This window comes from Euzebya sp. (assembly GCF_964222135.1).
GTDB lineage: Bacteria > Actinomycetota > Nitriliruptoria > Euzebyales > Euzebyaceae > Euzebya.
Genome location: NZ_CAXQBR010000109.1, coordinates 1 through 22,180, shown reverse-complemented (window position 1 = coordinate 22,180; position 22,180 = coordinate 1). Strand labels below are relative to the sequence as shown.

At 70.0% G+C, this 22,180-nt stretch carries 24 protein-coding genes and 4 pseudogenes; 18 read left to right on the top strand and 10 right to left on the bottom strand.

The genetic code is table 11. From position 1 onward, the window contains the following. Positions 1-18: 18 nt before the first annotated feature. The 7 genes and pseudogenes from ACEQ2X_RS23930 to ACEQ2X_RS23900 all read left to right on the top strand — a co-directional run bounded on the left by ACEQ2X_RS23930 (position 19) and on the right by ACEQ2X_RS23900 (position 3,675). Positions 19-699 carry a hypothetical protein gene (locus ACEQ2X_RS23930; protein WP_370328402.1) on the top strand — a complete coding sequence of 227 codons (681 nt, stop codon included), beginning with the start codon at positions 19-21 and terminating at the stop codon, positions 697-699. Between the two features lie 24 nt (positions 700-723). Further along, a complete protein-coding gene (locus tag ACEQ2X_RS23925; RefSeq protein WP_370328401.1) occupies positions 724-981 on the top strand; it encodes a hypothetical protein in 258 nt (85 codons plus the stop codon). A 61-nt stretch (positions 982-1,042) separates the two neighbouring features. Continuing rightward, positions 1,043-1,915: pseudogene (locus tag ACEQ2X_RS23920) on the top strand (CocE/NonD family hydrolase); the annotation flags it as partial. 23 nt (positions 1,916-1,938) lie between these two features. Then, positions 1,939-2,493, top strand: a pseudogene (locus ACEQ2X_RS23915) (CocE/NonD family hydrolase C-terminal non-catalytic domain-containing protein); the annotation flags it as partial. A 127-nt stretch (positions 2,494-2,620) separates the two neighbouring features. Next, positions 2,621-3,025 (top strand): hypothetical protein, encoded by a 405-nt coding sequence (locus ACEQ2X_RS23910; RefSeq protein ID WP_370328400.1) that lies wholly within the window; start codon positions 2,621-2,623, stop codon positions 3,023-3,025. Positions 3,026-3,055: 30 nt separating this feature from the next. Beyond that, a pseudogene (locus ACEQ2X_RS23905) lies at positions 3,056-3,253 on the top strand (MBL fold metallo-hydrolase); the annotation flags it as partial. 203 nt (positions 3,254-3,456) lie between these two features. Then, positions 3,457-3,675 (top strand): hypothetical protein, encoded by a 219-nt coding sequence (locus tag ACEQ2X_RS23900; protein WP_370328476.1) that lies wholly within the window; start codon positions 3,457-3,459, stop codon positions 3,673-3,675. Positions 3,676-3,697: 22 nt separating this feature from the next. On the opposite strand, the gene ACEQ2X_RS23895 is transcribed toward ACEQ2X_RS23900, so the two are convergent. Then, positions 3,698-4,504, bottom strand: a complete 807-nt coding sequence (locus tag ACEQ2X_RS23895; RefSeq protein ID WP_370328399.1) for an EAL domain-containing protein — start codon at positions 4,502-4,504, stop codon at positions 3,698-3,700. A gap of 191 nt (positions 4,505-4,695) precedes the next feature. On the opposite strand from ACEQ2X_RS23895, the gene ACEQ2X_RS23890 reads away from it, so the two are divergent. Beyond that, positions 4,696-4,971, top strand: coding sequence for a hypothetical protein (locus ACEQ2X_RS23890; protein ID WP_370328398.1), 276 nt, complete (start codon positions 4,696-4,698; stop codon positions 4,969-4,971). 24 nt (positions 4,972-4,995) lie between these two features. Here the strand turns inward: ACEQ2X_RS23890 and ACEQ2X_RS23885 are convergent, their stop codons facing one another. Next, a complete protein-coding gene (locus tag ACEQ2X_RS23885) occupies positions 4,996-5,403 on the bottom strand; it encodes a hypothetical protein (protein ID WP_370328397.1) in 408 nt (135 codons plus the stop codon). Between the two features lie 165 nt (positions 5,404-5,568). Between ACEQ2X_RS23885 and ACEQ2X_RS23880 the strand changes: the two genes are divergently transcribed. Beyond that, positions 5,569-5,700 (top strand): hypothetical protein, encoded by a 132-nt coding sequence (locus ACEQ2X_RS23880; protein WP_370328396.1) that lies wholly within the window; start codon positions 5,569-5,571, stop codon positions 5,698-5,700. A gap of 363 nt (positions 5,701-6,063) precedes the next feature. Here the strand turns inward: ACEQ2X_RS23880 and ACEQ2X_RS23875 are convergent, their stop codons facing one another. The 4 genes from ACEQ2X_RS23875 to ACEQ2X_RS23860 all read right to left on the bottom strand — a co-directional run bounded on the left by ACEQ2X_RS23875 (position 6,064) and on the right by ACEQ2X_RS23860 (position 10,182). Further along, entirely contained in the window at positions 6,064-6,768 is a 705-nt protein-coding gene (locus tag ACEQ2X_RS23875; RefSeq protein ID WP_370328395.1) for a response regulator transcription factor, read from the bottom strand. After that, on the bottom strand, positions 6,761-8,257 hold the full coding sequence (locus tag ACEQ2X_RS23870; RefSeq protein WP_370328394.1) for a sensor histidine kinase: 1,497 nt from the start codon (positions 8,255-8,257) through the stop codon (positions 6,761-6,763). Before ACEQ2X_RS23870 ends, ACEQ2X_RS23875 begins: the two co-directional genes overlap by 8 nt. 62 nt (positions 8,258-8,319) lie before the next feature. Then, a complete protein-coding gene (locus tag ACEQ2X_RS23865) occupies positions 8,320-9,108 on the bottom strand; it encodes a YceI family protein (protein WP_370328393.1) in 789 nt (262 codons plus the stop codon). A 135-nt stretch (positions 9,109-9,243) separates the two neighbouring features. Next, positions 9,244-10,182, bottom strand: a complete 939-nt coding sequence (locus ACEQ2X_RS23860; RefSeq protein ID WP_370328392.1) for an alpha/beta fold hydrolase — start codon at positions 10,180-10,182, stop codon at positions 9,244-9,246. Between the two features lie 108 nt (positions 10,183-10,290). Between ACEQ2X_RS23860 and ACEQ2X_RS23855 the strand changes: the two genes are divergently transcribed. The 3 genes from ACEQ2X_RS23855 to ACEQ2X_RS23845 all read left to right on the top strand — a co-directional run bounded on the left by ACEQ2X_RS23855 (position 10,291) and on the right by ACEQ2X_RS23845 (position 12,263). Further along, complete coding sequence (locus tag ACEQ2X_RS23855) at positions 10,291-11,259, top strand: helix-turn-helix transcriptional regulator (protein ID WP_370328390.1); 969 nt, start codon at positions 10,291-10,293, stop codon at positions 11,257-11,259. A gap of 231 nt (positions 11,260-11,490) precedes the next feature. Then, on the top strand, positions 11,491-11,916 hold the full coding sequence (locus ACEQ2X_RS23850) for a hypothetical protein (protein WP_370328389.1): 426 nt from the start codon (positions 11,491-11,493) through the stop codon (positions 11,914-11,916). Then, on the top strand, positions 11,913-12,263 hold the full coding sequence (locus tag ACEQ2X_RS23845) for a DUF5615 family PIN-like protein (protein WP_370328388.1): 351 nt from the start codon (positions 11,913-11,915) through the stop codon (positions 12,261-12,263). The genes ACEQ2X_RS23850 and ACEQ2X_RS23845 overlap by 4 nt, the downstream gene beginning before the upstream one ends. Positions 12,264-12,905: 642 nt before the next feature. Here ACEQ2X_RS23845 and ACEQ2X_RS23840 read toward each other — a convergent pair. Both ACEQ2X_RS23840 and ACEQ2X_RS23835 read right to left on the bottom strand, forming a co-directional pair. After that, a complete protein-coding gene (locus tag ACEQ2X_RS23840) occupies positions 12,906-13,067 on the bottom strand; it encodes a hypothetical protein (protein ID WP_370328387.1) in 162 nt (53 codons plus the stop codon). A 195-nt stretch (positions 13,068-13,262) separates the two neighbouring features. Then, positions 13,263-13,448: pseudogene (locus ACEQ2X_RS23835) on the bottom strand (MBL fold metallo-hydrolase); the annotation flags it as partial. Between the two features lie 65 nt (positions 13,449-13,513). Here ACEQ2X_RS23835 and ACEQ2X_RS23830 point away from each other — a divergent pair. The 4 genes from ACEQ2X_RS23830 to ACEQ2X_RS23815 all read left to right on the top strand — a co-directional run bounded on the left by ACEQ2X_RS23830 (position 13,514) and on the right by ACEQ2X_RS23815 (position 16,250). Continuing rightward, positions 13,514-15,055, top strand: a complete 1,542-nt coding sequence (locus ACEQ2X_RS23830) for a recombinase family protein (RefSeq protein ID WP_370328386.1) — start codon at positions 13,514-13,516, stop codon at positions 15,053-15,055. Positions 15,056-15,082: 27 nt separating this feature from the next. Then, positions 15,083-15,508: a hypothetical protein gene (locus ACEQ2X_RS23825; RefSeq protein WP_370328385.1), complete on the top strand. Its 426-nt coding sequence runs from the start codon at positions 15,083-15,085 to the stop codon at positions 15,506-15,508. Then, on the top strand, positions 15,505-15,855 hold the full coding sequence (locus tag ACEQ2X_RS23820) for a DUF5615 family PIN-like protein (protein ID WP_370328384.1): 351 nt from the start codon (positions 15,505-15,507) through the stop codon (positions 15,853-15,855). Before ACEQ2X_RS23825 ends, ACEQ2X_RS23820 begins: the two co-directional genes overlap by 4 nt. 176 nt (positions 15,856-16,031) lie before the next feature. Next, positions 16,032-16,250: a hypothetical protein gene (locus ACEQ2X_RS23815; protein ID WP_370328383.1), complete on the top strand. Its 219-nt coding sequence runs from the start codon at positions 16,032-16,034 to the stop codon at positions 16,248-16,250. A gap of 753 nt (positions 16,251-17,003) precedes the next feature. Here the strand turns inward: ACEQ2X_RS23815 and ACEQ2X_RS23810 are convergent. Beyond that, complete coding sequence (locus ACEQ2X_RS23810) at positions 17,004-18,974, bottom strand: cell wall-binding repeat-containing protein (protein ID WP_370328381.1); 1,971 nt, start codon at positions 18,972-18,974, stop codon at positions 17,004-17,006. A 20-nt stretch (positions 18,975-18,994) separates the two neighbouring features. Further along, positions 18,995-19,861, bottom strand: coding sequence for a hypothetical protein (locus ACEQ2X_RS23805; RefSeq protein ID WP_370328380.1), 867 nt, complete (start codon positions 19,859-19,861; stop codon positions 18,995-18,997). Positions 19,862-20,936: 1,075 nt separating this feature from the next. Here ACEQ2X_RS23805 and ACEQ2X_RS23800 point away from each other — a divergent pair. Then, positions 20,937-21,245 carry a hypothetical protein gene (locus ACEQ2X_RS23800; RefSeq protein WP_370328379.1) on the top strand — a complete coding sequence of 103 codons (309 nt, stop codon included), beginning with the start codon at positions 20,937-20,939 and terminating at the stop codon, positions 21,243-21,245. Between the two features lie 12 nt (positions 21,246-21,257). Further along, a complete protein-coding gene (locus tag ACEQ2X_RS23795; RefSeq protein WP_370328378.1) occupies positions 21,258-21,854 on the top strand; it encodes a hypothetical protein in 597 nt (198 codons plus the stop codon). The last annotated feature ends 326 nt before the right edge of the window (positions 21,855-22,180 follow it).

The window sequence follows — 22,180 nt, the reverse complement described above, 5'->3', positions numbered from 1 at the left end:
CTCCAGAGGGGACCGCCCATGGCATTCGACGACCGCACCTGCTGGCTCATCCGGCCCGGCGGCCGCAGCCGGCTGCCACAGGCCTTCGTGACCCACGGCCTGGTGTCGATCGCCTGGGAGTGGGACGGGATCGCCGACCTCCGGGCGACCGAGGACGCCGAGATCTTCCTCGCGCTGCAGGCGGCCGGGCGGCGGAAGCCCGCCGACGACCTGCGGGATCTCCGGATGTTCGCCAACCGGCTGTCCACCGGCGACGTCGTGGTGGTCCCCGATCCGCTGGCCGACGACCTGCTCCTCGGCGAGATCGCCGGCGAGTACGACTTCGAGGCGGGCCGTGGCGTCCACCGCCACGCCCGTCCCATGCGCTGGTTCGGCCGGGTCGCGACCGCCCACGTCGACGACGTGCTGCTCACCTCGGCTGCCGCGAAGGACGTGATCCGACGGCTGTCCGAGCAGCGGGGCTGGCAGCGCCTGGCCGGCGAGGTCGACGACTTCCTCGGACGGGACCCGTCCGACGTCCCCCTCGCCGCGCGGAAGGCGGCCGCGCGCACCGCCACCCCGCGGCCACGCGCCAGGGCGTCGGCGCCTGCGAAGCCCGCACGGGCGGCGGTCCCCGACCGGCTCTGCCCCGGGTGCGGGCTGCTGCGCGCCCCGACCCTCTTCGCGGGGGACGAGGAGTACTGCCGCGACTGTGCGTGAGTGCACGGCCTTCAGCAGCGGCGCGTGGGACTGGGAGTGGCGGGGGTTGATCTCGAGCTCGAGGACCGCATGCCCGGCGCCACCGTCGCGCTGGTGGCCCGCGAAGGTGATCGGCTGTCGGAGCTCCACGACCAGGACGCCTACAGCACGAAGCTCGCCGAGGTGCACCTGTCGGCCCCGGACCACGACGAGCTGCTGGCGCGCTGGGAGGCGTGCGTCGACGCCCTCGCCTTCGAGGTCGACGGCGTGCCGGCGACCATCGGCGCGGGGGAGGGGGCCTAGCGTGCGCGTCGTCGAGGACCTGCCCCACGAGGTGCGACAGGACGAGCACGTCGAGATCGCGATGCCGGACGGCGTGCGGCTCGCCGCGCGGATCTGGCGGCCCGCGTCGAGTGACGTCGACCCGGTGCCCGCCGTGCTCGAGATGATCCCGTACCGCAAGCGGGACATGACCGCCGTCCGCGACTCGATCCACCACCCGTACATGGCGGGGCACGGCTACGCGTCGGTCCGCGTCGACCTGCGCGGCAGCGGGGACAGCGGGGGGGTCCTGACCGACGAGTACCTCGAGTCCGAGCTGGCCGACGCCGAGGCCGTCCTCGACTGGCTCGCCGCGCAGCCGTGGTGCACCGGCCGGGTCGGCATGCTCGGCATCTCCTGGGGCGGGTTCAACGGCCTGCAGGTCGCCGCCCGCAGACCCGACCCGCTCGCCGCCGTCGTCACCGTCTGCTCCACCGACGACCGCTACGCCGACGACGTCCACTACATGGGCGGCTGCCTGCTCAGCGACAACCTGTCGTGGGCGTCCACCATGTTCGCCTACAACTCCTGCCCGCCCGACCCGGCCCTGGCCGGTGACCGGTGGCGGGAGATGTGGCGCCGACGGTTGGAGGGCAGCGGCCTGTGGCTCGAGACCTGGCTGCGGCACCAGCGGCGCGACGGGTACTGGGCCCACGGGTCGGTCTGCGAGGACCTCTCAGCCATCGACGTCCCGGTGCTGGCCGTCAGCGGCTGGGCGGACGGGTACTCGAACGCCGTCTTCCGGCTGCTCGAGGGCCTCGACGTCCCCTGCGAGGGGTTCATCGGCCCGTGGAGCCACGCCTACCCCCACCTGGGCCGACCGGGACCGGCCATCGGCTTCCTCCAGGAGGTCGTCGGCTGGTGGGACCGGTGGCTGCGTCCGACCGGGCCGACGACGCCGACGGCGCCTCCGACGACCGCCCGGCGCTGCGCATCTGGATGCAGGAGAGCGTCCCGCCCGCCACCGCCTACGACGAGCGGCCGGGCCGGTGGGTCGGCGAACCGTCGTGGCCGAGCGCGGGGGTCCGGGTCGAGGAGCGCTCCCTCGCCGAGGGCCTCGCCACCCCGGCGGGGGCCGCCAGCACCGGCTCGGGTCCGGCGCTGCAGATCGAGTCGCCGCTGTCGGTCGGGCAGTTCGCCGGCAAGTGGTGCAGCTACACCGCGCCGCCCGACCTGCCCTACGACCAGCGGGAGGAGGACGGCGGATCCCTGGTCTTCGACTCCGCCGTGCTCGACGAGCGGGTGGAGATCCTGGGGATGCCGGTGGTCGAGCTGGAGGTCGCGGCCGACCGCCCGGTGGCCATGGTCGCCGCGCGGCTCTCGGACGTGTCGCCGGAGGGCCGGGCGACCCGCGTGACCTACGGCCTGCTGAACCTGACCCACCGCGACGGCCACGCCGAGCCCGCGCCGCTGGTGCCGGGGCAGCGGTATCGCGTGCAGGTGGTCCTCAACGGCGTGGCACAGGCGTTCCCGCCCGGACACCGGATCCGGCTGTCGCTCTCGTCGTCCTACTGGCCCCTCGCCTGGCCGCCCCCCGGAACCGGCCTGCCTGACCGTCCACCCCGCCGACAGCACCCTCCGCCTCCCCGTCCGCGACCCCCGTCCGGAGGACGACGACCTGGTGACGTTCGGTCCCCCCGAGGGGACGGCGCCGCTGGCTGCCGAGCAGGTGCGGCCCGGCGAGCAGACCTGGCGCGTCGTCCGCGACCTGGTGACCTACGGCTCCGCGCTCGAGGTCGTCAAGGACCTGGGCGAGGTCCGCTTCCCCGACATCGACTGGTCCCTCCGCCGTCGGGCCGAGGAGCGGTACAGCTGGGTCGGCGACGACGTCACGTCCGCGCGCGGCGACGCCCGGTGGACCATGCGCGTCGCCCGGGGCACGTGGTCGGCCGAGACGCGCACCGCGACCGCGCTGACCTGCACGCCCCGCACGTTCGTCCTCCACGCCACCCAGGACGCCTACGAGGGCGACCGCCGCGTCGATGCGCGCACCTGGAACGTCGAGGTGCCGCGCGACCACGTCTGAACGACCTCGTCAGGTGGTAGGTACCTGCCCATGGAGATCACCAAGCTGCACCAGTCCGCGGTCATCCTCGCCAAGGACGGCGGCGGCCGGATCGCCATCGACCTGGGGACCCGCCCCGACGGCCCCCACGACCTCGACGCGATCGGCAGCCTCGACGCCGTCCTGTTCACCCACCGCCACTCCGACCACATGGACACCGCCGTGGTCGACGCGCTCCTCGACCGCGACGTGCCCGTGTACGGCAACGCGGACGTCTGCGAGGCGCTGGGGGAGCGCCCCGTCACCCGCATCGAGTCCGGCAGCGCCCTGCAGGTGGCCGGGTGGGCGGTGGCGCCGCACGACATCCCGCACGTGGTCATGGTCGACGGGTCGCCGGGTCCCCCAACACGGGGCTGGTCTTCGACGACCACCTGCTGCACCCCGGCGACGGGATGGACGTCGACGGCGTGCGCGTCGACGTGCTCGCGGTGCCGATCGCCGGGCCGTCCATCTCGTTCCGCGACGCCTACCGCATGGTCGAGCGGCTCGGCCCCTCGACCGCCATCCCCATCCACCACGACGTGTTCGTCGCCGACCCGCGGATGTTCGCGGACCGCTGCGGGATCGCCCGGGTGATCGTGCTCGACGACGGCGAGTCGACCACCGTCTGAGCGAGCGCCGCGGTGCGGGGGCTCAGTCCCGCAGCGGCAGCGTCGCGATCGCGGCCTCGACGGCGGACAGGTCGACGCTCCGGGCGGGGACCCGGGGGGTCGCGGCCGGCGGCACGACGTCGGTCGGCGTGTCGCCCGGGCGGCCGAGGAGGAACCCCTGCGCGTAGCGGATGCCGATCTGCTCCACGACCTGCAGGTCCGCGAGGTCCTCGACGCCCTCCGCGATCACCTCGCCGTCCTGGCTGGCGGCCAGGTCGCGGATCATCTGCAGCACGATGCGCCGCGACGGGTCGACCGCGCAGCCCTGCACCAGCTCGCGGTCGACCTTGATCAGATCCGGTCGCACCTCGAGGATCCGCGCCAGGCTCGAGTACCCCGTGCCGACGTCGTCGATCGCCAACCGCAGCCCGCGGGCGCGGAGGCCGTCGAGCACCAGGTCGCGGTGGGGGACCGCCGGCATCGCGACGTCCTCGGTGATCTCCACGACGACGCGTTCGGGGTCCACGTCCCGCAGGCGCCGCCCGACCCCGCCCCAGGCGAGCGCCTCGAGCGAGAGGTTCATGCTGAGGAACCGCCCGTCGCGCATCGTCGGCAGGGCCCGGAGCGCCTCTGCGAAGGCCTTGGACTCGAGCGCGAGACCGAGCCCCGCACGACGCGCGGCGGCCAGCCACGGGCCGGGCGACGCCGGCTCGCGGATCGTGACGCGGCACAGCGCCTCGAACCCGACGGTCCGTCGCGCCCAGAGGTCGACGATCGGCTGGAAGACGGTGCGGAGGGACCCGGGCGTGTCCAGCACCTCGTGGACATCCGATGCGGTGATCGCCTGCATGACGAGCCCCCTGTGGTCCGGCGGGTCCGGCGATCCCCGCCGCCGGCAAGCACCACCTTACCCTCAGTAGGAACTAGTAACCCTCAGCCATTCCCGGCCGGACGGTCGTCAGGGTCGGCGGCGGAGAGGGTCAAGGTCCTCACCCGCCTGCCGATGAGGAGGGTGAGCGACGAGACCGGGAGGAGACCCGCATGCCACGCCGACGCCGGTGGACCGAGCGGTCCTGCGATGCGCCCGGTCACCTCGAGCTCGGCGGCTGGACGGTCATCTTCGACGCGCCGCACACCGGCACCCTCCCCTACGTCTTCACCGAGGTCGTCGACGGGTGCGGGCAGGTCCACCGCCGACTGCTGGAACCCGGTGTCGACCTGCTCGTCCACGGCGACGTCCTCCGCGTGCGCCGCATCGCCGAGGACGCCGTCGTGTTCCGCACCGCGTCGACCAGCGACGTGGCGCAGGTCGCCTGAGGGCACCTCCCGGTCACGCCCTTGTCAGCCGGGTGCACCACCGGCCGGTGGGCCGCCTGGACCTCCGGGTCCCGCGGGACCGCCGGCGGGCGGGGCACCGCCGCCTCCCTCCGAAGCCGGCGCCGGGGTGGCGCTGACGGGGACGTCGAGGCGGATGGCGAGGCCATCGCCCGGGGTGCCCGTGATCGTGCCGAGCTGCAGAGCGGCGGCGTCCTCGCCGAAGACGCCGTCGGTCTCGAGCGACAGCTGGGAGAGGTTGGGGGTGCTCTGCTCGTAGCCGCTCGTGGCGCCGTAGATCTCCTCGCAGATGGCTTGGGGGATGGCGATCTGGGAGGTGGCGATCGCGTTGGCGACGTCGGTGGCGGCGTCGAGGCTCGGGAAGACCTCGAAGTGGATGTGGGGCCAGCGGCCGGCGTAGCAGCCGGGGAACACCGAGGTGAGCGGACGATCCCGTCTGCGTCGGCGGCCTGCACGCCGCGGAGCCAGTTCTGGTCGGTCACGCCCTCGGAGTACAGCGAGTAGCGGCCCTGGTCGTCGCAGTGCCACACGTAGACGGCGGCGCCGGCGTAGGGGACGCACCCGTCGTCGCTGTCCTCGATGTACATCTCGATCTCGAACGGCACGCCGCTGGCGCTGCCCGACAGCTCGCCGATGCTGGACGTGATGTCGCGGCGGACGATGCCGGACTCGCCCAGCACGTCGGGGCCGTTCGACCCGTCGCCCGGGTAGGGGCCGGCGGTCTCCTGCGGGATCGTCGTGCCGCACGCCGCGGCGCCGGTGCCGGTGGCGCGCTCCGTGGTGACCTCCGTCAGCGAACCGGACGGGCTGCACGCCCCGAGGGCGACCGCCCCGGCACCGATGCCGAGGGCTCGGAGGACCTGACGGCGGCTGCGGCGGCGGACGGCGAGGGTCTCGAGGTCGAAGGCGAGGCCCTGGTCCTGGACGGGCTCGTCAGGGTTGGCGAGGGGGCGGCCTTCGTAGGTGGGTGTGGTCATCGGCGTGCGCTCCTGTGGGACGGGGGGATGTCCACACGGTGGCGCCCGCGTCTGTGGCGGGGATCGGCCGATCCTCGGAGATCCCTCAGAACCGGGTTCAGTCCCTCGGCGGCCGCAGGGAGTACCCGACGCCGCGCACGGTCTGGATCAGGGCCGGGCGGCCGGCGTCGACCTTCTGGCGCAGGTAGCTGATGTAGGTGTCGAGGACGCTCGCGTTGGAGGTGAACGAGTAGTCCCAGACGGCGTGGAGGATCTGCGCGCGGGTCACCACCCGCGGGGAGCTGCGCATGAGGTGGTGCAGCAGCCGGAACTCCGTGGCGGTCAGGTCGATCCGCTCGCCGTCGCGCCACACCTCGTGGGTGGCGTCGTCCAGCACCAGTCCGGCGACCTCGAGCCGGTCGGCGGTCGCGGTGGCTGCCAGGCCGCTGCGGCGCAGCACGGCGTCCACGCGGGCGGCGAGCTCCTCGATGGAGAACGGCTTGGTGAGGTAGTCGTCGCTGCCCAGTCGCAACCCCGCCACCTTGTCGGTGGTCTCGTCGCGGGCGGTGAGGAAGATGATCGGCACCTGCCGGCTGGGGCCGGTGCCCGCCCGGATGCGCCGGGCCACCTCGAAGCCGTCCAACCCCGGCATCATCACGTCGAGCACGACCAGGTCGGGCTCGTGGGCGGCGAGGGCCTCGAGCGCGCCGCGACCGTCGGCGGCCTCCACGACGTGGTAGCCGTGGACGGCCAGCCCCATCCGCACGAGCTCGCGGATGTGCACCTCGTCGTCGACGGTGAGGATGGTGGGGGCCTCAGACATCGGGGTCGGCTCCGGGGTCGGCGTCGTCGGGGGGTTCGACGAGGGGGATGGCGAGGGTGAACGTGGCGCCGCCGTGCGCGGCGTTGCCCGCGGTGACGTGGCCGCCGTGCGCCTGGGCGACGGCTTGGACGATGGACAGGCCCAGGCCGGCGCCGTGCCCCGTGCGGGCCGCGTCGGCCTGCCAGAACCGGTCGAAGGCCCGGGCGGCGCCCTCGGCCGAGAGGCCTGGGCCGTGGTCGGTGACGGTGAGGGTGCCGTGGCCGTCGCGCGTGGCGGTGGCGACCTCGACCGGTGTGCCGGCGGGGGTGTGGCGGAGGGCGTTGGCCAGCAGGTTGGTGGCGGCCTGGCGGAGCGCCGGGTCCTGCCCGGTGACGACGACCGGGCCGGGGACGTCGAGGGTGACCTCGCGGGAGGCGTCCAGCGCGGCGGCGTCGCTGCAGGCGTCGGCGGCGATGATCGAGAGGTCCACGGGTCCCACGTCGAGCGGTCTCGGCTCGTCGAGCCGGGCGAGGGTGAGGAGGTCCTCGACCAGGTGGCGCATCCGTCCGGCCTCCTCCTCGACCCGCCGCAGGATCGTGGGGGTGTCGACGTGTTGGGAGTCGGCGCCGATGCGGAACAGCTCGGCGTAGCCCTGGATGGACGTGAGGGGGGTGCGCAGCTCGTGGGAGGCGTCGGCGACGAAGCGGCGGAGCTTCGCCTCGGTGGCCTGCCGTTCTGCGAAGGCCCGGGAGAGGTCGTCGAGCATCCCGTTGATGGCGGTGGCGACCTGGCGGGTCTCGGTCGGCTCGCCCGGGGCGGTGGGCACGCGCTGGTCGAGGCTGCCGGCCGTGATCGACGCCGCGGTGTCGGCGATGCGGTCGAGCGGTCGCAGACCCCTGCGCAGGATGGTCCACGCCCCACCGCCGAGCAGCACGACCAGCCCGAGACCGCCGACGACCTCGATCAGCAGGAGGCCCCGCAGCGCCCGGTCGAGTGCGCCCATCGGCGCGGCGGCGACGAGCACGGTCTCGTCCGGGCGGCGCTCCACCACGACCCGCCAGCGGTCCCCGTCCCCGTCGGCGCCAGGGGCGGTGCGGATCTCGAAGCCCGCCGCCGGGATCGGGACGTCGCGCAGGTCAGGCCGGTCGTCACCCGTCGGGGTGCGGGTGACGAGGACCTCGCCTCGGGGGTCGCGGAGCTCGGCGTACGTGCCGCGCGGGACGTCGGGCTGCACGATGCCGGCCACCCCGCCGGGCGCGCCCTCCGGTCGTGGGCTCTCGCCGTCGGGCCTGGTCCCGTCTGCGTCGGGACCGGGGACCGGCACGTCGACGTGGCGTCCGGCCGCCACGTCCAGCTGGCGGGCGAGCGCCGGGATGGCGCTCCGGATGTCGGTGTCCAGCCCCGCGAGCTCCCGGTCGGCGAACGCCCGGTAGGTGACCGCGCCGTACCCGGCGATCCCAACGGCCAGCAGGACCACCAGGGCGGCGACGAGGCGGAGGCGGAGGCTCACGGTGGCTCCATCATGGCCGTCGAGCGCCGGCCGGACCCCGGGTGGCCCAGCCGGCGCGGTGATCAGGCCCTGGTGAGGTAGAGCTGGAACTCGATCGTCCCGGCGTCGTCGAGGGAGACCACGATGGGTGAGGTGGGGGTCGCGACGTCGAAGTCGGCGAAGGTGACCGGGGTCGTGCCGGTGACCACCACCGTCTCGCCCGAGCGCACGACCTGCATGGTGACGTCGACGGTTCGGGAGACGCCGTTGACGGTGAGGGTGCCGGGCACGGTCACGTCGACGACCTGGCCGTCGGACAGGTCCGAGCCCAGGTCGACGGCTTCGGTGACGGTGAACGTCGCGGTGGGGGAGGTGCTGGTCCCCAGCGCCTCCTGGATGGCGTCCTCGCGGCGGGACTCGTCGCTGACCATCGCCGTGAGGTCGGCGGTGATCTCCCCGGCGGTCAGCGTGGTCCCGTCGAGGGTGACGGTGCCGGTCACCTCCGGGGTGCGGCCCACGGCCTCCACCGCCCCGAGGTTGGCGAGCTCCTCGGCGACCCGGAACCCGACGAAGGTCCCGGTGGTGTCGGTGACCGAGAACGTGGCGACAGTCGTGTCCACCGCCCAGGTGCCGCTGACGTCGGCCGACGCGGTGGCGGCCGCAGTGTCGCCGGACGTCTCGGTGGTACCGTCGACGGCCGCCTGGATGTCGACTGCATCGGGCGCGGGACGGAACAGGTACCAGGCGATGCCGCTGGCCAGGAGGGTCAAGACCACGGCGACGGCGACGAGGAGCCTGGCGATCGATCGGCGTGGGCGGTCCGGGTGCGGGTCGGCGGTGGGTGTGGGGCGGGTGGGGGTCGCGGTGGGCATGGCGGGGTCCTCTCCGGGGGCGGTGGCGCGTGGCGCGCCGGTGGGATGGCACGCATGCTCCGCTCGCGACCTCAGACGCACCGCCGCCGATCCTCAGAGAACCCTCGGAAGTCGATGGGGCGACGGCACCCGTGATCAGGCCGTACCGCGCCGCTCCAGCCACCCCAGGATCGCGGCGGTCGTCGCCTCCGGCTCCTCCTGCTGGATCCAGTGGCCGCAGTCCAGGCTCATGACGTCGGCGTCGGGCACCCAGGCAGTGAGGTCCTCTGCTCTGGCAACCGTGTCCCGTTCCCCGTAGATCATGAGGGTGGGCTGGCGGACGATCGGGTCCACGTCCGCCAGCAGGTGCCAGTTCCGGTCGAGGTTCCGGTACCAGTTCAGGCTGGGCGTGAACCCGGACGACTCGAAGGCGTCGACGAAGACGGCCAGCTCGCGATCGCTCATCAGGGGCGTCCCTCGTGGCGTGTCCACCAGCGGCAGGTCGAGCAAGGCCTGGGGCGGGGCCGCGGGCGGCAGGTCCTTCCGGTAGAGGTTGCGGAGGAACCGGTGGGTGTTGTGTTCGAACAGGGCGTCCGCGACGCCGGGCCGGCGGTTGAAGTGGACGAAGTAGAAGTCCTCGCCGAGCGCGGCCTCCATGACCTCGATCCACGGCCGATCACCCCGCGGCTGGTAGGGCAGGCTCAGGTTGATCACCCGGTTCACGCGGTCCGGGTGCAGCAGCGCCAGCCCCCAGACGACCATCGCGCCCCAGTCGTGGCCGACGAAGGTGGCGTCCTCGTACCCGTGGTGGTCGAGGAGCGCGACGAGGTCGCCCGTCAGGTGCGCGATGTCGTAGGACTCCACGTCGTCGGGTCGGGACGACCCGCCGTAGCCGCGCTGGTTCGGGATGATGACGTGGTGGCCCGCCGCGACCAGGGCGGGCACCTGGTGGCGCCACGAGAAGGCGTGCTCCGGCCAGCCGTGGCAGAGCACGATGGGGTTGCCGGCGTGCTCCCGCCCGGCGTCGAAGACCTCAAGCTCCACGCCGTTGACCGCGACGGTGGTGGGCTCGGGGAAGGTGGTTGGATGGGGCACTTCGTGGCTCCTCTCGGGTCGTGCCGATCGGGGGCTCCCGGCCGGCTGCGGGCACCGTAGGGGGCATCGCGGACAGGATCGGTCCTGGATCGGTGGCAGGATCCGGCGATGCCGAAGGATCCGACCGGTCGGGCGCTGCAGCTGCTCTCCCTCCTCCAGACCCGCCGGTGGTGGGGCGGCGCCGAGCTCGCCGGACGCCTCGAGGTGACGGAGCGGACGGTGCGCCGCGACGTCGATCGGCTGCGCGCCCTCGGCTACGCGGTCGACGCCACGTCGGGGCGCCACGGCGGCTACCGGCTCGCCGCGGGGTCGCATGTGCCGCCCCTGCTCGTCGACGACGACGAGGCGGTCGCGGTGGCCCTCGGGCTGCGGTACGCCGCCGAGGCGGCCATCGGCGGCATGGAGGAGACGTCGCTGCGCGCCCTCGCCAAGATCGAGCAGCTCCTGCCCCACCGCCTGCGCCGTCGCGTGTCGGCGGTGCACTCGACCGTCACGTCGGTGCGGTGGGCGGCAGAGGGCGACGTCGTGGACCCCGATGCGCTCAGCGTGCTGGCCGCGGCCTGCCGTGACCGCGAGGACGTGCAGTTCGACTACCGGCGGCGTGACGGGGAGGGGGGTCTCCGGGTCGTCCAGCCCCACCAGCTCGTCACCGTCGGCCGCCGCTGGTACCTGGTGGCGTGGGACCGCCGCCGCGGCGACTGGCGCACGTTCCGGTTGGACCGGATGGGCGGGGTCGAGCCGGCCGGCACGCACTTCTCACCCCGCGCCATCCCAGGCGGCGATGCGGCGGCGTACGTCGCGAGGTCGCTGGGCCAGGTGCCCCGACCGCACGAGGCGACGGTCGTGGTGGCCGCCCCGGCCGCCGCGCTCGCGGGCGTGCTCGGCTGGGTCGAGCACACCGTGATCGAGGAGGGGCCGGACTCGTGCACCGTCCAGCTCCGCGCGGAGGACCGCGACTGGCTCGCGGTCTCGGTCGTCCGCGCCGCCCTGGTGGCCCCGGTCACCGTCCTCGACCCCGACGGGCTCGCCGCCGAGGTGCGGGCGCTCGCGGCCAACCTGTCCGCCCCGACGACGTGACGACCCGGCGTTCCCAGGCGGTCCTCGATCCGGTCTTGGCAGGGCGAGAGGTCGTCGCCAGGACTGCACGTCGCCCCGTTCGCCGCGGCGGGTGACTGCACGTCGTCCCGGAGGGTCCGGGGTGCCGTGCAGCCGGTCGATCCCCACCACCCGACACCGTGCAGTTGGCCGTGAAGATCGGTCGGATTCCCCGCATCGGTGTGATGACTGCATGCGCCTACACTGTGGTTCATGTCTGATCAGAAGCCCGTCCAGCGGACGTTGCGCCTTCGGCAGGAGACCGCCGACCGGCTCGAAGCCGAGGCCGGAAGGACGCAGGAGTCGGCCAACGCGCTCGCTGACCGTCTGCTCTTGGAGGGGCTGCGCGCGCTCGAGCACCCGCTGATCCAGTTCCGCACCGGTTCGTCTGGTGATCGTGAACCGCATCTGATCGGGACCCGCCTGAAGGTCCGCGACGTGATCCACACCGCCCGCGGACACCACGGCGACCTGGCGCAGACCGCGGGGTACTTCGACATCGCCGTCCCGCTGGTTGAGGCCGCGGTCGCCTACTACAGCGACTTCAGCGAGGAGATCGACCAGGCCATGGAGGAGGCGACGGCGTTCGCGGAGCGGCAGCGCCGTCGTTGGGAGCACCAGCGTCAGCTGCTGGCGTGAGGCTCTGCCTCGACCACCACTTCCCCGGCGCGCTGGCCGACCGGCTCGTCGAGGACGGCGTCGACGTGGTCACGGCACACCAGCGCGGCTGGCACACCGTCACCGACGAGGCGCTCCTCGATCACTGCACCGCCGAGGGACGGGTGCTGATGACGAACAACGTCAGGGACGTCGTCGTCATCGCCCAGCGGTGGGCCGCGGAGGGTCGATCGCACGCCGGGCTGATCTTCACCGACGACGCGCGATGGCCGCGGACGGCCGACACGACCGGACGGTTCACCGACGCGCTGCGCCCGCTGCTCGACCTTCCCGACGACCACCGCCGGGATCGGGTCCACTGGCTCTGAACGGCATGGGCTGGATCCGACCCGGGAGCCAGGTGAGTCCGCCCCGATAGGGTGCGGGCATCACATCTCACACGGGGACGCGGGTGGCCTAGCGGGTTCGACGGTCGGTCATGGCCGATCGTCCGGGCCTGCATCGATCAGGACGCCGTCCCGAGCTCTCTCAGGAAGAGGTAGAAGCCGAGAACGGCGGCATGGGCGAGAGCGGCGTAGGCGGTCCGACGACCCCAGCCGGGTGCTGTCTGCGCAGGTTCTCGAGGACGCGGAGCCTGTCTCGATCTGTGTGGACTCGCCACGAGGCGACCGCGACAGCCACCAGCGCGAGCACCACCACTCCCCACGCCATCAACGCGAGCGGACCGACCGAGTTCTGCGGCGCGCGTGGCGGGTACGCCCTCGCGATGAATGCCTCGATCCCGCCCATCCGACTGTGCAGCCTAGGCTCGCCAGAGCCTGCGCACCGCCCAGACGCCACCCGACAGGATGGCGCTCGTCGTCGGATCTGGCTGCTCGTGGCCGAGACGCTCGCGTGCACCTCCGTGCCCCTGGAGCTCGTTCATCAGCCACGACCTCCAGCGTGGTCACGAGGCCCTCCTGATCGACGGTGCCTCCGACGCCTGGGGCCTACGGACCGGCGGCCCTGTGTCAGCCCGCCGCGCGTCGGTCGACCAGCGGGACGCCCGCTGCACGAGCCCGCATGACGAGTGCCTTCCGGGCCGCCTTCAGCTCGTCGGGGTGGCCGGCTGCGGCGACGGGCATGACCGTCCCGTCGCGGTGGACGACGTTCAACGCCGTCGCGGTCCGCAAGATCCGTCACCAGTCGCGGTCCCGCAGCTCGACAGCGCGACCTCGGCCCAGGACCAGTCGTGTCGACCTGTGGGGCGGAACGGGGCCCGTCCCCGGCTGGATGTACTTCGGCCCGGTGCGTGGCGCAAGTGCACATCTGCGGGGTTCAACGGCCGTCGGGCCTACCGGGGCCTCCCAACCACCGGCGGCACAGCCTCACCAGCCGCGCTCGCGCCACTCCTCGAGGTGGGGTCGCTCGGTGCCGAGCGTCGTGTCGTCCCCGTGGCCTGGGTACACCCACGTCTCGTCGTCCAGCACGCCGAAGATGCGCTGGTCGAGGGTGTTCATGATCGTGGCGAACGCATTGGCGTTCCCGAAGGTGTTCCCGGGCCCACCCGGGAATGCGGGGGGAAATTCCCTCCCCAGAAGTGATATGCTCCCGCCATGCGAACGGGGCGGATCCGGCCATGAGGGCGGCGCTGTACGCCCGCATCTCCCAGGACGAGCACGGCACCGAGAAGGGCGTCCAGCGCCAACTCGAGGACGCCCGTGCCCTGGCCGACGCGCGCGGCTGGCAGGTGGTGGGGGAGTGGACGGACAACGACGTCAGCGCCTACTCCGGCGCGACCAGGGCCGGGTACACCGCCCTGATGGAGTCGGCGGCTGCCGGCGAGTTCGACCGGATCGTGGTCTACATGACGTCCCGGCTGTGGCGGTCCCGGCGGGAGCGGGCCGAGGCGATGGACCTGCTCGCGGATCGGCGGATCTCCGTCGCGGCGGTGTCCGGTCCTGAGCTCGAACTGGCGAGCGCCTCGGGCCGGATGGTCGCGGGCATCCTGGGCGAGTTCGACACCGCGGAGTCCGCCATCAAGGGGGAGCGCGTCGCCAGGGCCGCCCTGCAACGCGCGCAGGAAGGGCGCGCGTCAGGACCGGTGCTCTACGGCTGGCGGCGTGAGCCCATCCTCGACGGCGAGGGCCGGCAGGTGTCGTTCCGGGACGTCGAAGATCCCGACCAGGCCGACGTCGTCCGCGATCTGGTCGATCGGATCATCGGCGGAGACTCGATGAAGGGCATCGCCGAGGACTTCAACCGTCGCGGCATCCTCGTGCCGTCTGGGCGTGAGGGGGTGCGGTGGCGTGCGGGTACGGTGCGCAAGCTCGCGTTGCGTCCTGCGAACGTCGCCAAGCGCGTCCACCACGGGCTCAAGCGGGACCGGCACGGTCGCCGCGCTCCGCGGCACAGCGGCCCGTGCACCGAGGCGTGCGTCATCGGGGACGCCGCCTGGCCCGCGATCATCGACGAGGAGCAGCATCGCGAGGTGGTCGCGCTCCTGACGAGCAACACGCGCCGGACCACGGTCGCCAGCAACCGGCGGGCTCACCTGCTGACCTACGGGATCGGCCGTTGCGGGGTGTGCGGTGCGGATCTGCGGGTCAAGTCCTGGCGCTACCACCGCAAGCGGACCGGCAAGACCGTCGATCGGACGCTCTACACCTGTGAAGCGAAGGGCTGCACCAGCCGCGACGAACCCTCGGTCGACGACCTCGTCGGCCAGGTCGTGATCGCCCGCCTCAGGGCGCCCGACGCCGAGCTCCCCGACCTGACGGCCACCCGGCGGCGAACGGGCGCAGAGGACCACCGGCGGATCGCCGAGGACCTCAGAAGGCGACTCGACGCCGCGGCAGTGGACTACGCCGAGGGGATCATCGACCGGCAGCAGCTCCGCGAGATCTCCATGCGGCTTCGCCCGCAGATGGAGACCGCCGAGCGCAAGGCGCTGCGCACCTACGCCACTCCGGATCCCAAGCCCCTGCGCGACCTCCTGGGCAGTGCGGACGTGGAAGCGGCGTGGGCCCGTCTCGACGTGCGCGGGCGTCGGCGGGTGCTGGAGGTGCTGGGACTCTCCGTCTCCCTGATGCCGACCCGCCAGGGACCTGGGTTCGACCCGACCGACGTCCAGATCGAGTGGGCGGGAGCGACTTCGGATCCAGTACCCACGTCGGTCTGATGACTGCATGCGCCTACACTGTGGTGCATGTCGGATCAGAAGCCCATCCAGCGGACCCTGCGCCTGCGGCAGGAGACCGCCGACCGGCTCGAAGCCGAGGCGGCCCGAGGGGCAGAGTCGGCCAACGCACTCGCTGACCGTCTGCTCTTGGAGGGGCTGCGCGCGCTCGAGCACCCGCTGATCCAGTTCCGCACCGGCGCGTCCGGTGATCGCGAGCCGCACCTGGTCGGCACCCGCCTGAAGGTCCGCGACGTGATCCACACCGCCCGGGAACATCACGGCGACCTGGCGCAGACCGCGGGGTACTTCGACATCGCCGTGCCACTGGTTGAGGCCGCGGTCGCCTACTACAGCGACTTCACCGAGGAGATCGACCAGGCCATGGAGGAGGCGACAGCCTTCGCGGAGCGGCAGCGCCGTCGTTGGGAGCACCAGCGTCAGCTGCTGGCGTGAGGCTCTGCCTCGACCACCACTTCCCCGTCATGCTGGCCACACGGCTCGTCGAGGACGGCTTCGACGTGGTCACGGCGCACCAGCGCGGTTGGCACACCCTTCACGATGAGGCGCTCCTCGATCACTGCACGTCCGAGGGGCGGGTGCTGATGACGAACAACGTCAGGGACTTCGTCGTGATCGCCCAGGGGTGGGCGGCAGGGGGTCGGTCGCACGCCGGGCTGATCTTCACCGACGATGCGCGGTGGCCGCGGACGGCCGACACGACCGGCCGGTTCGTCGACGCGCTGCGCCCGCTGCTCGACCTTCCCGACGACCACCTCCGGGACCAGGTCCACTGGCTCTGAATGGGATGGGCTGGGATCCGGTCCGGCGCGCGCTGCCGATGGCCGCTCGTCGAGTTGGCGCAGGACGATCACCTCTGGAGGGATCCGCGCGCCCTTCGTAGGTCCGATGGAGGAGCGGGAGTCGCACGGCCGTCCTGTTGCGCAAGAGCGGTGGGTGAACTGAGTCCCGGCGTGGTGTGGAGTACGGCGTCGACGAGGACGTCGGTGATGGTCCTCCAAGGGGGGCGGTGGAGATCCTCGTCGGCTACTCCAAGACCGACCGACTGTCCGTTGACACCGACCTCGGAAGGCCCGGCGCTGGCCGCCTGGACCGGCTCCTCCACCACGCCATCGTCATCGCAACCGAAGTCGACTCCCACCGCATACGCGCCCGAGGAGGTGGCCCCACCACCTGACCCCACCCCGGCCAGGTGAGGACTTTCACTTGGCCATTGACAGCTCTTGGCAGGTAGCCTCGCTACTAGCCAAAGGAGAATCTATGGGGACCGCAACACGGGTGGGTGCCGTCTTCCTTCCTGCTTACGTATCTCGCCAACTGGTGGCCGCCGATTCGGTAGAGCAGGAGGTAGAGGTAGTCGACGACCCGACCAGGTTTGTTCAGGACGGCCGTCTGGACTTCACGTCTCGAAGAGTCCTACTCATAGGACTCGATGGGGCGGACAACTGGAGTCTTCTGGTGCGACTCATGGAATGGTCAGATACATGCCCGGTCGTAGGACTGGCCCGCCAGGATTCGGACCTCCTTCGAGCACTGGCTCTGGGGGCTAGCGGTGTTCTTTCCATCGAAGCGGATTCTCGGCGAATCCTGAGGGCCGCTGAGGCTGCCGTTGACGGCGATGCAATGCTACCCCAGGTTCTCCTGAGTCGGTTCAGTGCCTTGCTCCCACCTACCGGGATAACAAGTGACGCAGTTTCCGACGAGGAACGAAGGTGGCTGTCCCTCCTGGCCGAGGGCGAGACCGTAGACAAGATCGCTGTGCAGTCGGGATGGTCATCGCGACAGATGAGCCGTCGCTTTGCCGGTCTGTACCTGCGTTTGGGTGTGGCCAATCGTGACCAGGCCGTGGCTCTTGCATCACGAATGGGCCTGGTCTGAGTAGACCTTGGAGAAGCTCAGCTGGCCGCTCCTCTGTGCATCCGGGGTCTGATCAACTGGGGCAGGGACGACGGTCGGTGAGGACAGCTGTGGCTGCGCTCAGGCTGCGAGCTGACAGGACGTCCGGACCGCCGACCGCGACCAGTCGTCCCAGCGTGCTGGTGTGAGCACACAGGAAGTTGAGTGGGGCGTTTCCGAGAGCGGCCCTTGGGCTCAGCAGCAGTGGCGCTCCCTGTCTGCCGGCTGAGGGGACGGCCACCAAGGCATCCGGCCAGTTCTCCCCAGAGGCCAGCCATACGGTTGTGGAGCGTGAGGCGTCTGCGTCTCCCTCTGCGCCCGCGGCATACGCGGCGACTTGAGTCGCGGTGGCGTATCGGTCGGCTCCGGCGATTCGCTCGATGGTCCCGCCAAGCGCGTCGAGGGTTTGTGCGACCTCGTCAGAGACGGCGGTGGTCCCACCAACGATGATGATGTGTTCGGGATTCCACTGTTCGAGCATCACGCGGCTTGCATCCGGGACGGTTTCGGTGGTGACCAACAGGATCGGAATCCCTTCGCGTGAGGCAAGGGATCCGCCGACAAGGGCATCGGGCCAGCCTCGCGACGGGTCAGCGTCCTGCCCTTCCGCGATCACAACCCCGCCCGCAGTGCCCACGCGTTCCGCGATACGACTTGCCGTCTCGAATCGGTCGGCGCCTCCGATCCGCTCGATTGAGTCAACTCCGAGCTGCGACAGGCCGTCTTCAACCATCTCCGAGACGGCGGCGGTTCCCCCAACGACGTAGGCGGTTTCGGGGGCCAGGCGGAGGACCTCGTCCGTCGTGGCCCGGGACAGCCTGCCGTTACCGTCCACGAGTAGGAGTCGGCCGTTGAGCTTGGTCACCAGCGGTCCCACCGCAAGCGCGTCAGCATAGTTCGTGGACGTCGCCAGGAAGATGGGCACGCTGCCGGCCGCCGGTCTGGCAGCCGAGTCCAGAGCCCGACTCACCGCAACGGCGGTGTCGACGCGGGTCGCTCCCGCGAGTCGCTGCGCGATGTCGCGGACCCATTCCACGTCTCGGAGGAACCGACGGCGGATGAGCACCTCAGAGGTCGTCTCGTCAGACTCAATACCGCTGAAGACCTCAAGCACCACCTCATCGTCATCGCCGAGGACTACTGCGAGATCGCTGCCGTCTTGGCTAACCGACAGCGACTGGACACCACCCGATGGCTTGTCGACGACTACCCGTTCCGCCCCAGTCCGGATGTCGTGTCGCACGATCGGCAATGCGGGGTCAGAGGCGGATGAGCTGCCGAGGACTAGAGCGTCACCGTCAGGTGACCATGCCGCCGCCGTTCCGGGTCCGATCTCCATCGGCGGACCGACTGTCCCCGCCCCGGAGATCGCCACGGTGTAGACGCGTGGCGGTGAAGGGGCGGACTGCGTCCAGGCGATCAGGTCGCCGTTGGGCGACCACTCCGGCCGCGTACCGCCGTCGGATTCTGCGAGCACCTGCACGGTTCCGGACGCCATCGAGACGACGGCAATGGCCGAGCCACTGTCCACGTTCTCGGCGAAGCGAGTGAAGGCGATTGCGCCGCCGTCGGGGGCCCAGCTCGGCTCGCCGTCATTCTCGGCCCCCTCCGTCACTCGCCTGCTGATGTCGCTCAGCAGATCCGTCACCCAGAGGTCGTCTCGGTCGCTCCAGGCCAGCTGTGTGCCGTCAGGGCTCCAGTCCGGGTTCCGTACGTTCAGGCCGAGTCCTTCAGGGCTGACGCGGCGCTCCTCGCCGCCACGCACGTCTACGACCCAAATCCCCGAGTCCGACTCAGTGGCCCTGCTGAACGCCACACGCGACCCGTCCGGTGACACGCTCGTCTCCAGGTCACCTGCCTCGGTGGTCAGCTCAGTGATCTCACCTGAGACGGAGTCGATGGACAGGACCCCCTCCTCGGGGTCCGACACCACCACGTCAGCTGACGCGGCAGTGGCCACCATCAATGCCGACAACCCGATGATTGCAACGATTGCGCGCTTCATGATCGACCTAATCCAGCTTCCTAGTCCAGCTTCTGCCAGTGCTTCTGTTGATAGACCCGATTGGGAGACTCTTTGATCCATCGCCCAAACTCCCAGTAGCCCTCAAGCCAACCGTAGTACTTCTGGAACGCACCAATCGATGAGGCACTCGGACTTCTTACGAATGCATACTCATGGTGGGAGGCCGTGATGGAATCCGTTCGTGAAGCTCGCGAGTCGTTGAACGCCGTTGCGCCCCATCGACGCCCGCCGGACCAGTATCCGTTGATCTTATTGTAGATGGCCTGATTGACGGTCTTGTGGTCTACGTGGGGATATAGGCGCGAGCCGTTGCTGTTCGCTGTACCCTCCCAGTAGTAGGAAGCTGCAATAACCGCATACTCCGGCTTGTTTGGCAAGTCCCCAGCCGAGCGGGCTGCGCGGGCGGACGCGATGGCCCAATTCACTTCATCTGTGGTGAGAGATCCGTCGCCGAGGTTGAAGAAGAGAAATGCGCACTTCGATCCCGCGTAGAGGAGGTAGTTGCGGTCAGAGATTGTGCCGAATCCGCTAACCCCAGTTCGCGGCCCCTGCCGTTGAGGATTCAGCACGGGGTCCTCTAGCGTGCTGTCGATGCTCGCCATAGCCCCATGAAAATCGCGAAAACTATTGATGCGGGCCGTGGCGCACTCCGTTGTCCCCTTGGGCGCGGGGAGTAGTGATGGGTGCTGCTTCTCGCCAGCTTGGTAATTCGGTGCAGGACAGTGGCCGCTTTGTTCTCCGCGCGTCAACATGCAGAAAACTGGGTAGTTGGCCGTAGACTTGTGGATGAGCGCCCAAGAAGCGTACTCGTCGTCAGGGTGCGCGAAGACCACGTATGTGATCTGTGACTTGGTGGTGGTTACCACGGGAACTCCTTAAGTCTCTGATGCAGACGGTCTAGGCAGCGACCGCTGGATCTCGGATGAGACCGGTAGCAAGTACCTCTAGGTCTGAACTGTCGGCATCCAGCATGTACATCGCTCCTATTGGAAGGAGTGTGCCGGGATCGATCTCAGAGGCCACAAACACCACCGACCTGCTGTCTTCGAGCCACGTAAAGTCCCCAATCTGGCCTAGGCCATCTATCAACACTCGACTGGCACCCGTGCCAACGTCTTTCAGGAGCAGCGTCTGGTTGTCGCCTACGGCGAGTCTGAGTCCATCTGGTGCCCATCGTGCGATATTTCCCGGACCTACCCCCAGACGTGAGCCACCGAATTCCACATCGATGACCTCGCCGTCGGCAACGAGCAGTAGTCGGTCCCCATAAGGATGCCAACCAAGACTCTGCATGTGTGAGGCCGTGGCCAGCACTTGGCTAGACGCAAGGTCGCACGACCTGATGACCCTTCGATCTCGGGAGCTTGGAAGCCCCGGAATCGTGTCTCAGGTCGTGCGCACCCCACCAGGCGCCACCAGACCTCGCCGTCGCGCTGACCAGCACCTCCACCGCCCCTGCCCCGTCAGCGACCGACTACTTCTACAGGACGCCCAGAAACTTGAAGATCACCGGCAACCAGGCATTGACAGGTTCCGGACGCAACCTGAACACGACGTTTGACAAACTACACGGGAGCCCATAGGTTTAAGTGGAGTCCGGATGCGGCAGCACAGCGCAAACGTGTTGCAACCAACGGGCCCAGTTCGGGTGTCCGTTAGTCAAATGGCCGGAGGGCAAGCATGCGATATGATTGCAACAGTACAAGGTTGCGGGTCTTGGTTGTGGTGCTTGCCACTGCCCTGAGTTTGGCGTTGACGGCTCCGCCAGTGCTCGCTGATGCTAAGAATCCCGCGACGTGTGACACCCACGCGCAAACGCGGTACTGGACCAACAACTGTGCCGTCGGCGACAACAGCGCTATATATGAGCGTACCAGTGCGTACACGACCGCAGTACAATGGATTCTCTTGGGAGCAGGTAACGGCTCGCTACCGTACTACGTGGATGGCGTCTTCGGCAGCTCAACGGCAGAGGACTGGCACGACTACGAAAATGACAAGGGCCTTGGTGGGGGATATGTCGTCGACGGCACAGGCCTCACTTCCGAGTGGACCTGGTTGAAGGACAATGCGCTCACCTTTGAAGGGTACTACGGAGCCAACGATAACTACTCCTACTGGCAGGCAGTCGGCCTGACCGGCCCGTACGCGTTCTACCGCCAAGACTATCCGAACGATAGTCAGTGGGAGTGGTACACGGTCCGATCGGGCACGAACAGCGCGTGGACGCCTGTGGACACGACTAGGTAGAGGAGCACACCCATGTTTCCCATCAAGATGAGCATCCGCGCCATGGTCGTCCTAGCCCTCGCCGGTGTGGTCGTGACTGCAGCAGCCTTGACGGCCGTCGCCGGGGGGGACCCGGAGCCGGACGGCAGTGATTCGGGACCGCAGACCACCGATGAGGACTATGCCGACCTGCCAGATGAAATATTCCATGAGACGCCGGTGGTCTCCGAAGAGGTCGCAGCCCGCGCCGAACGAGCAATGAGTGTCGCATCGGACGATGCCAACCTGTCTAGAATGGTGTTGGTCACGGAAACGAACGGTACCCCGCGGGTCATGCCTGACGCTGCGATAGGCAAGGTCACTCTATGGCCAGGGAGTCTCGAGGAAAATGCGGAGTTCCTCCAGCAAGAACTGTGCTCGGATTGCGTAACAAGTGTACGTGCTGACGGGCACCAGTTCTACGTGATGGAGAATTCGCTTTTGTTCACGCAAGTGATGGCCCAGTTGCCGGGGGAGGTGGTCATGAGTGTCGTGTTGAACACTCCCCCCGGTGGTATATCCCCGTCTGGCGACGAAGCCGTGTCGGTCGGTGTCAGGTTCTTGCAGGCCTACCAAGAGGCAGCAGACTAGACGACATCGTAGGCAAACGCGTCCCCGCCCAACCGGCGGGGACGCTCGCTTGCTCTCAACGCTGTCCCCCGGCCCGGCCGTGGTGCTCCACGACGCTTCGAGGGAGTGGCTGGCACCGAAGCGGCATGTTCGTCATTAGGCCTCGGGCATGCTGAGGGGAAGGCCGGAATGCGTCTGGTTGCCTAGCGGGCAATGATTGGGCACGACCGCGGGGACCCATTACCTTCCGAAGGGACGGCGAGTTCCAGCAGCCAGTGCGCGGTGACCGGCCATGATGGCCGGGCCTACCACCGCCACACCGACTGCTGGAGTCGACCATCCTCGCC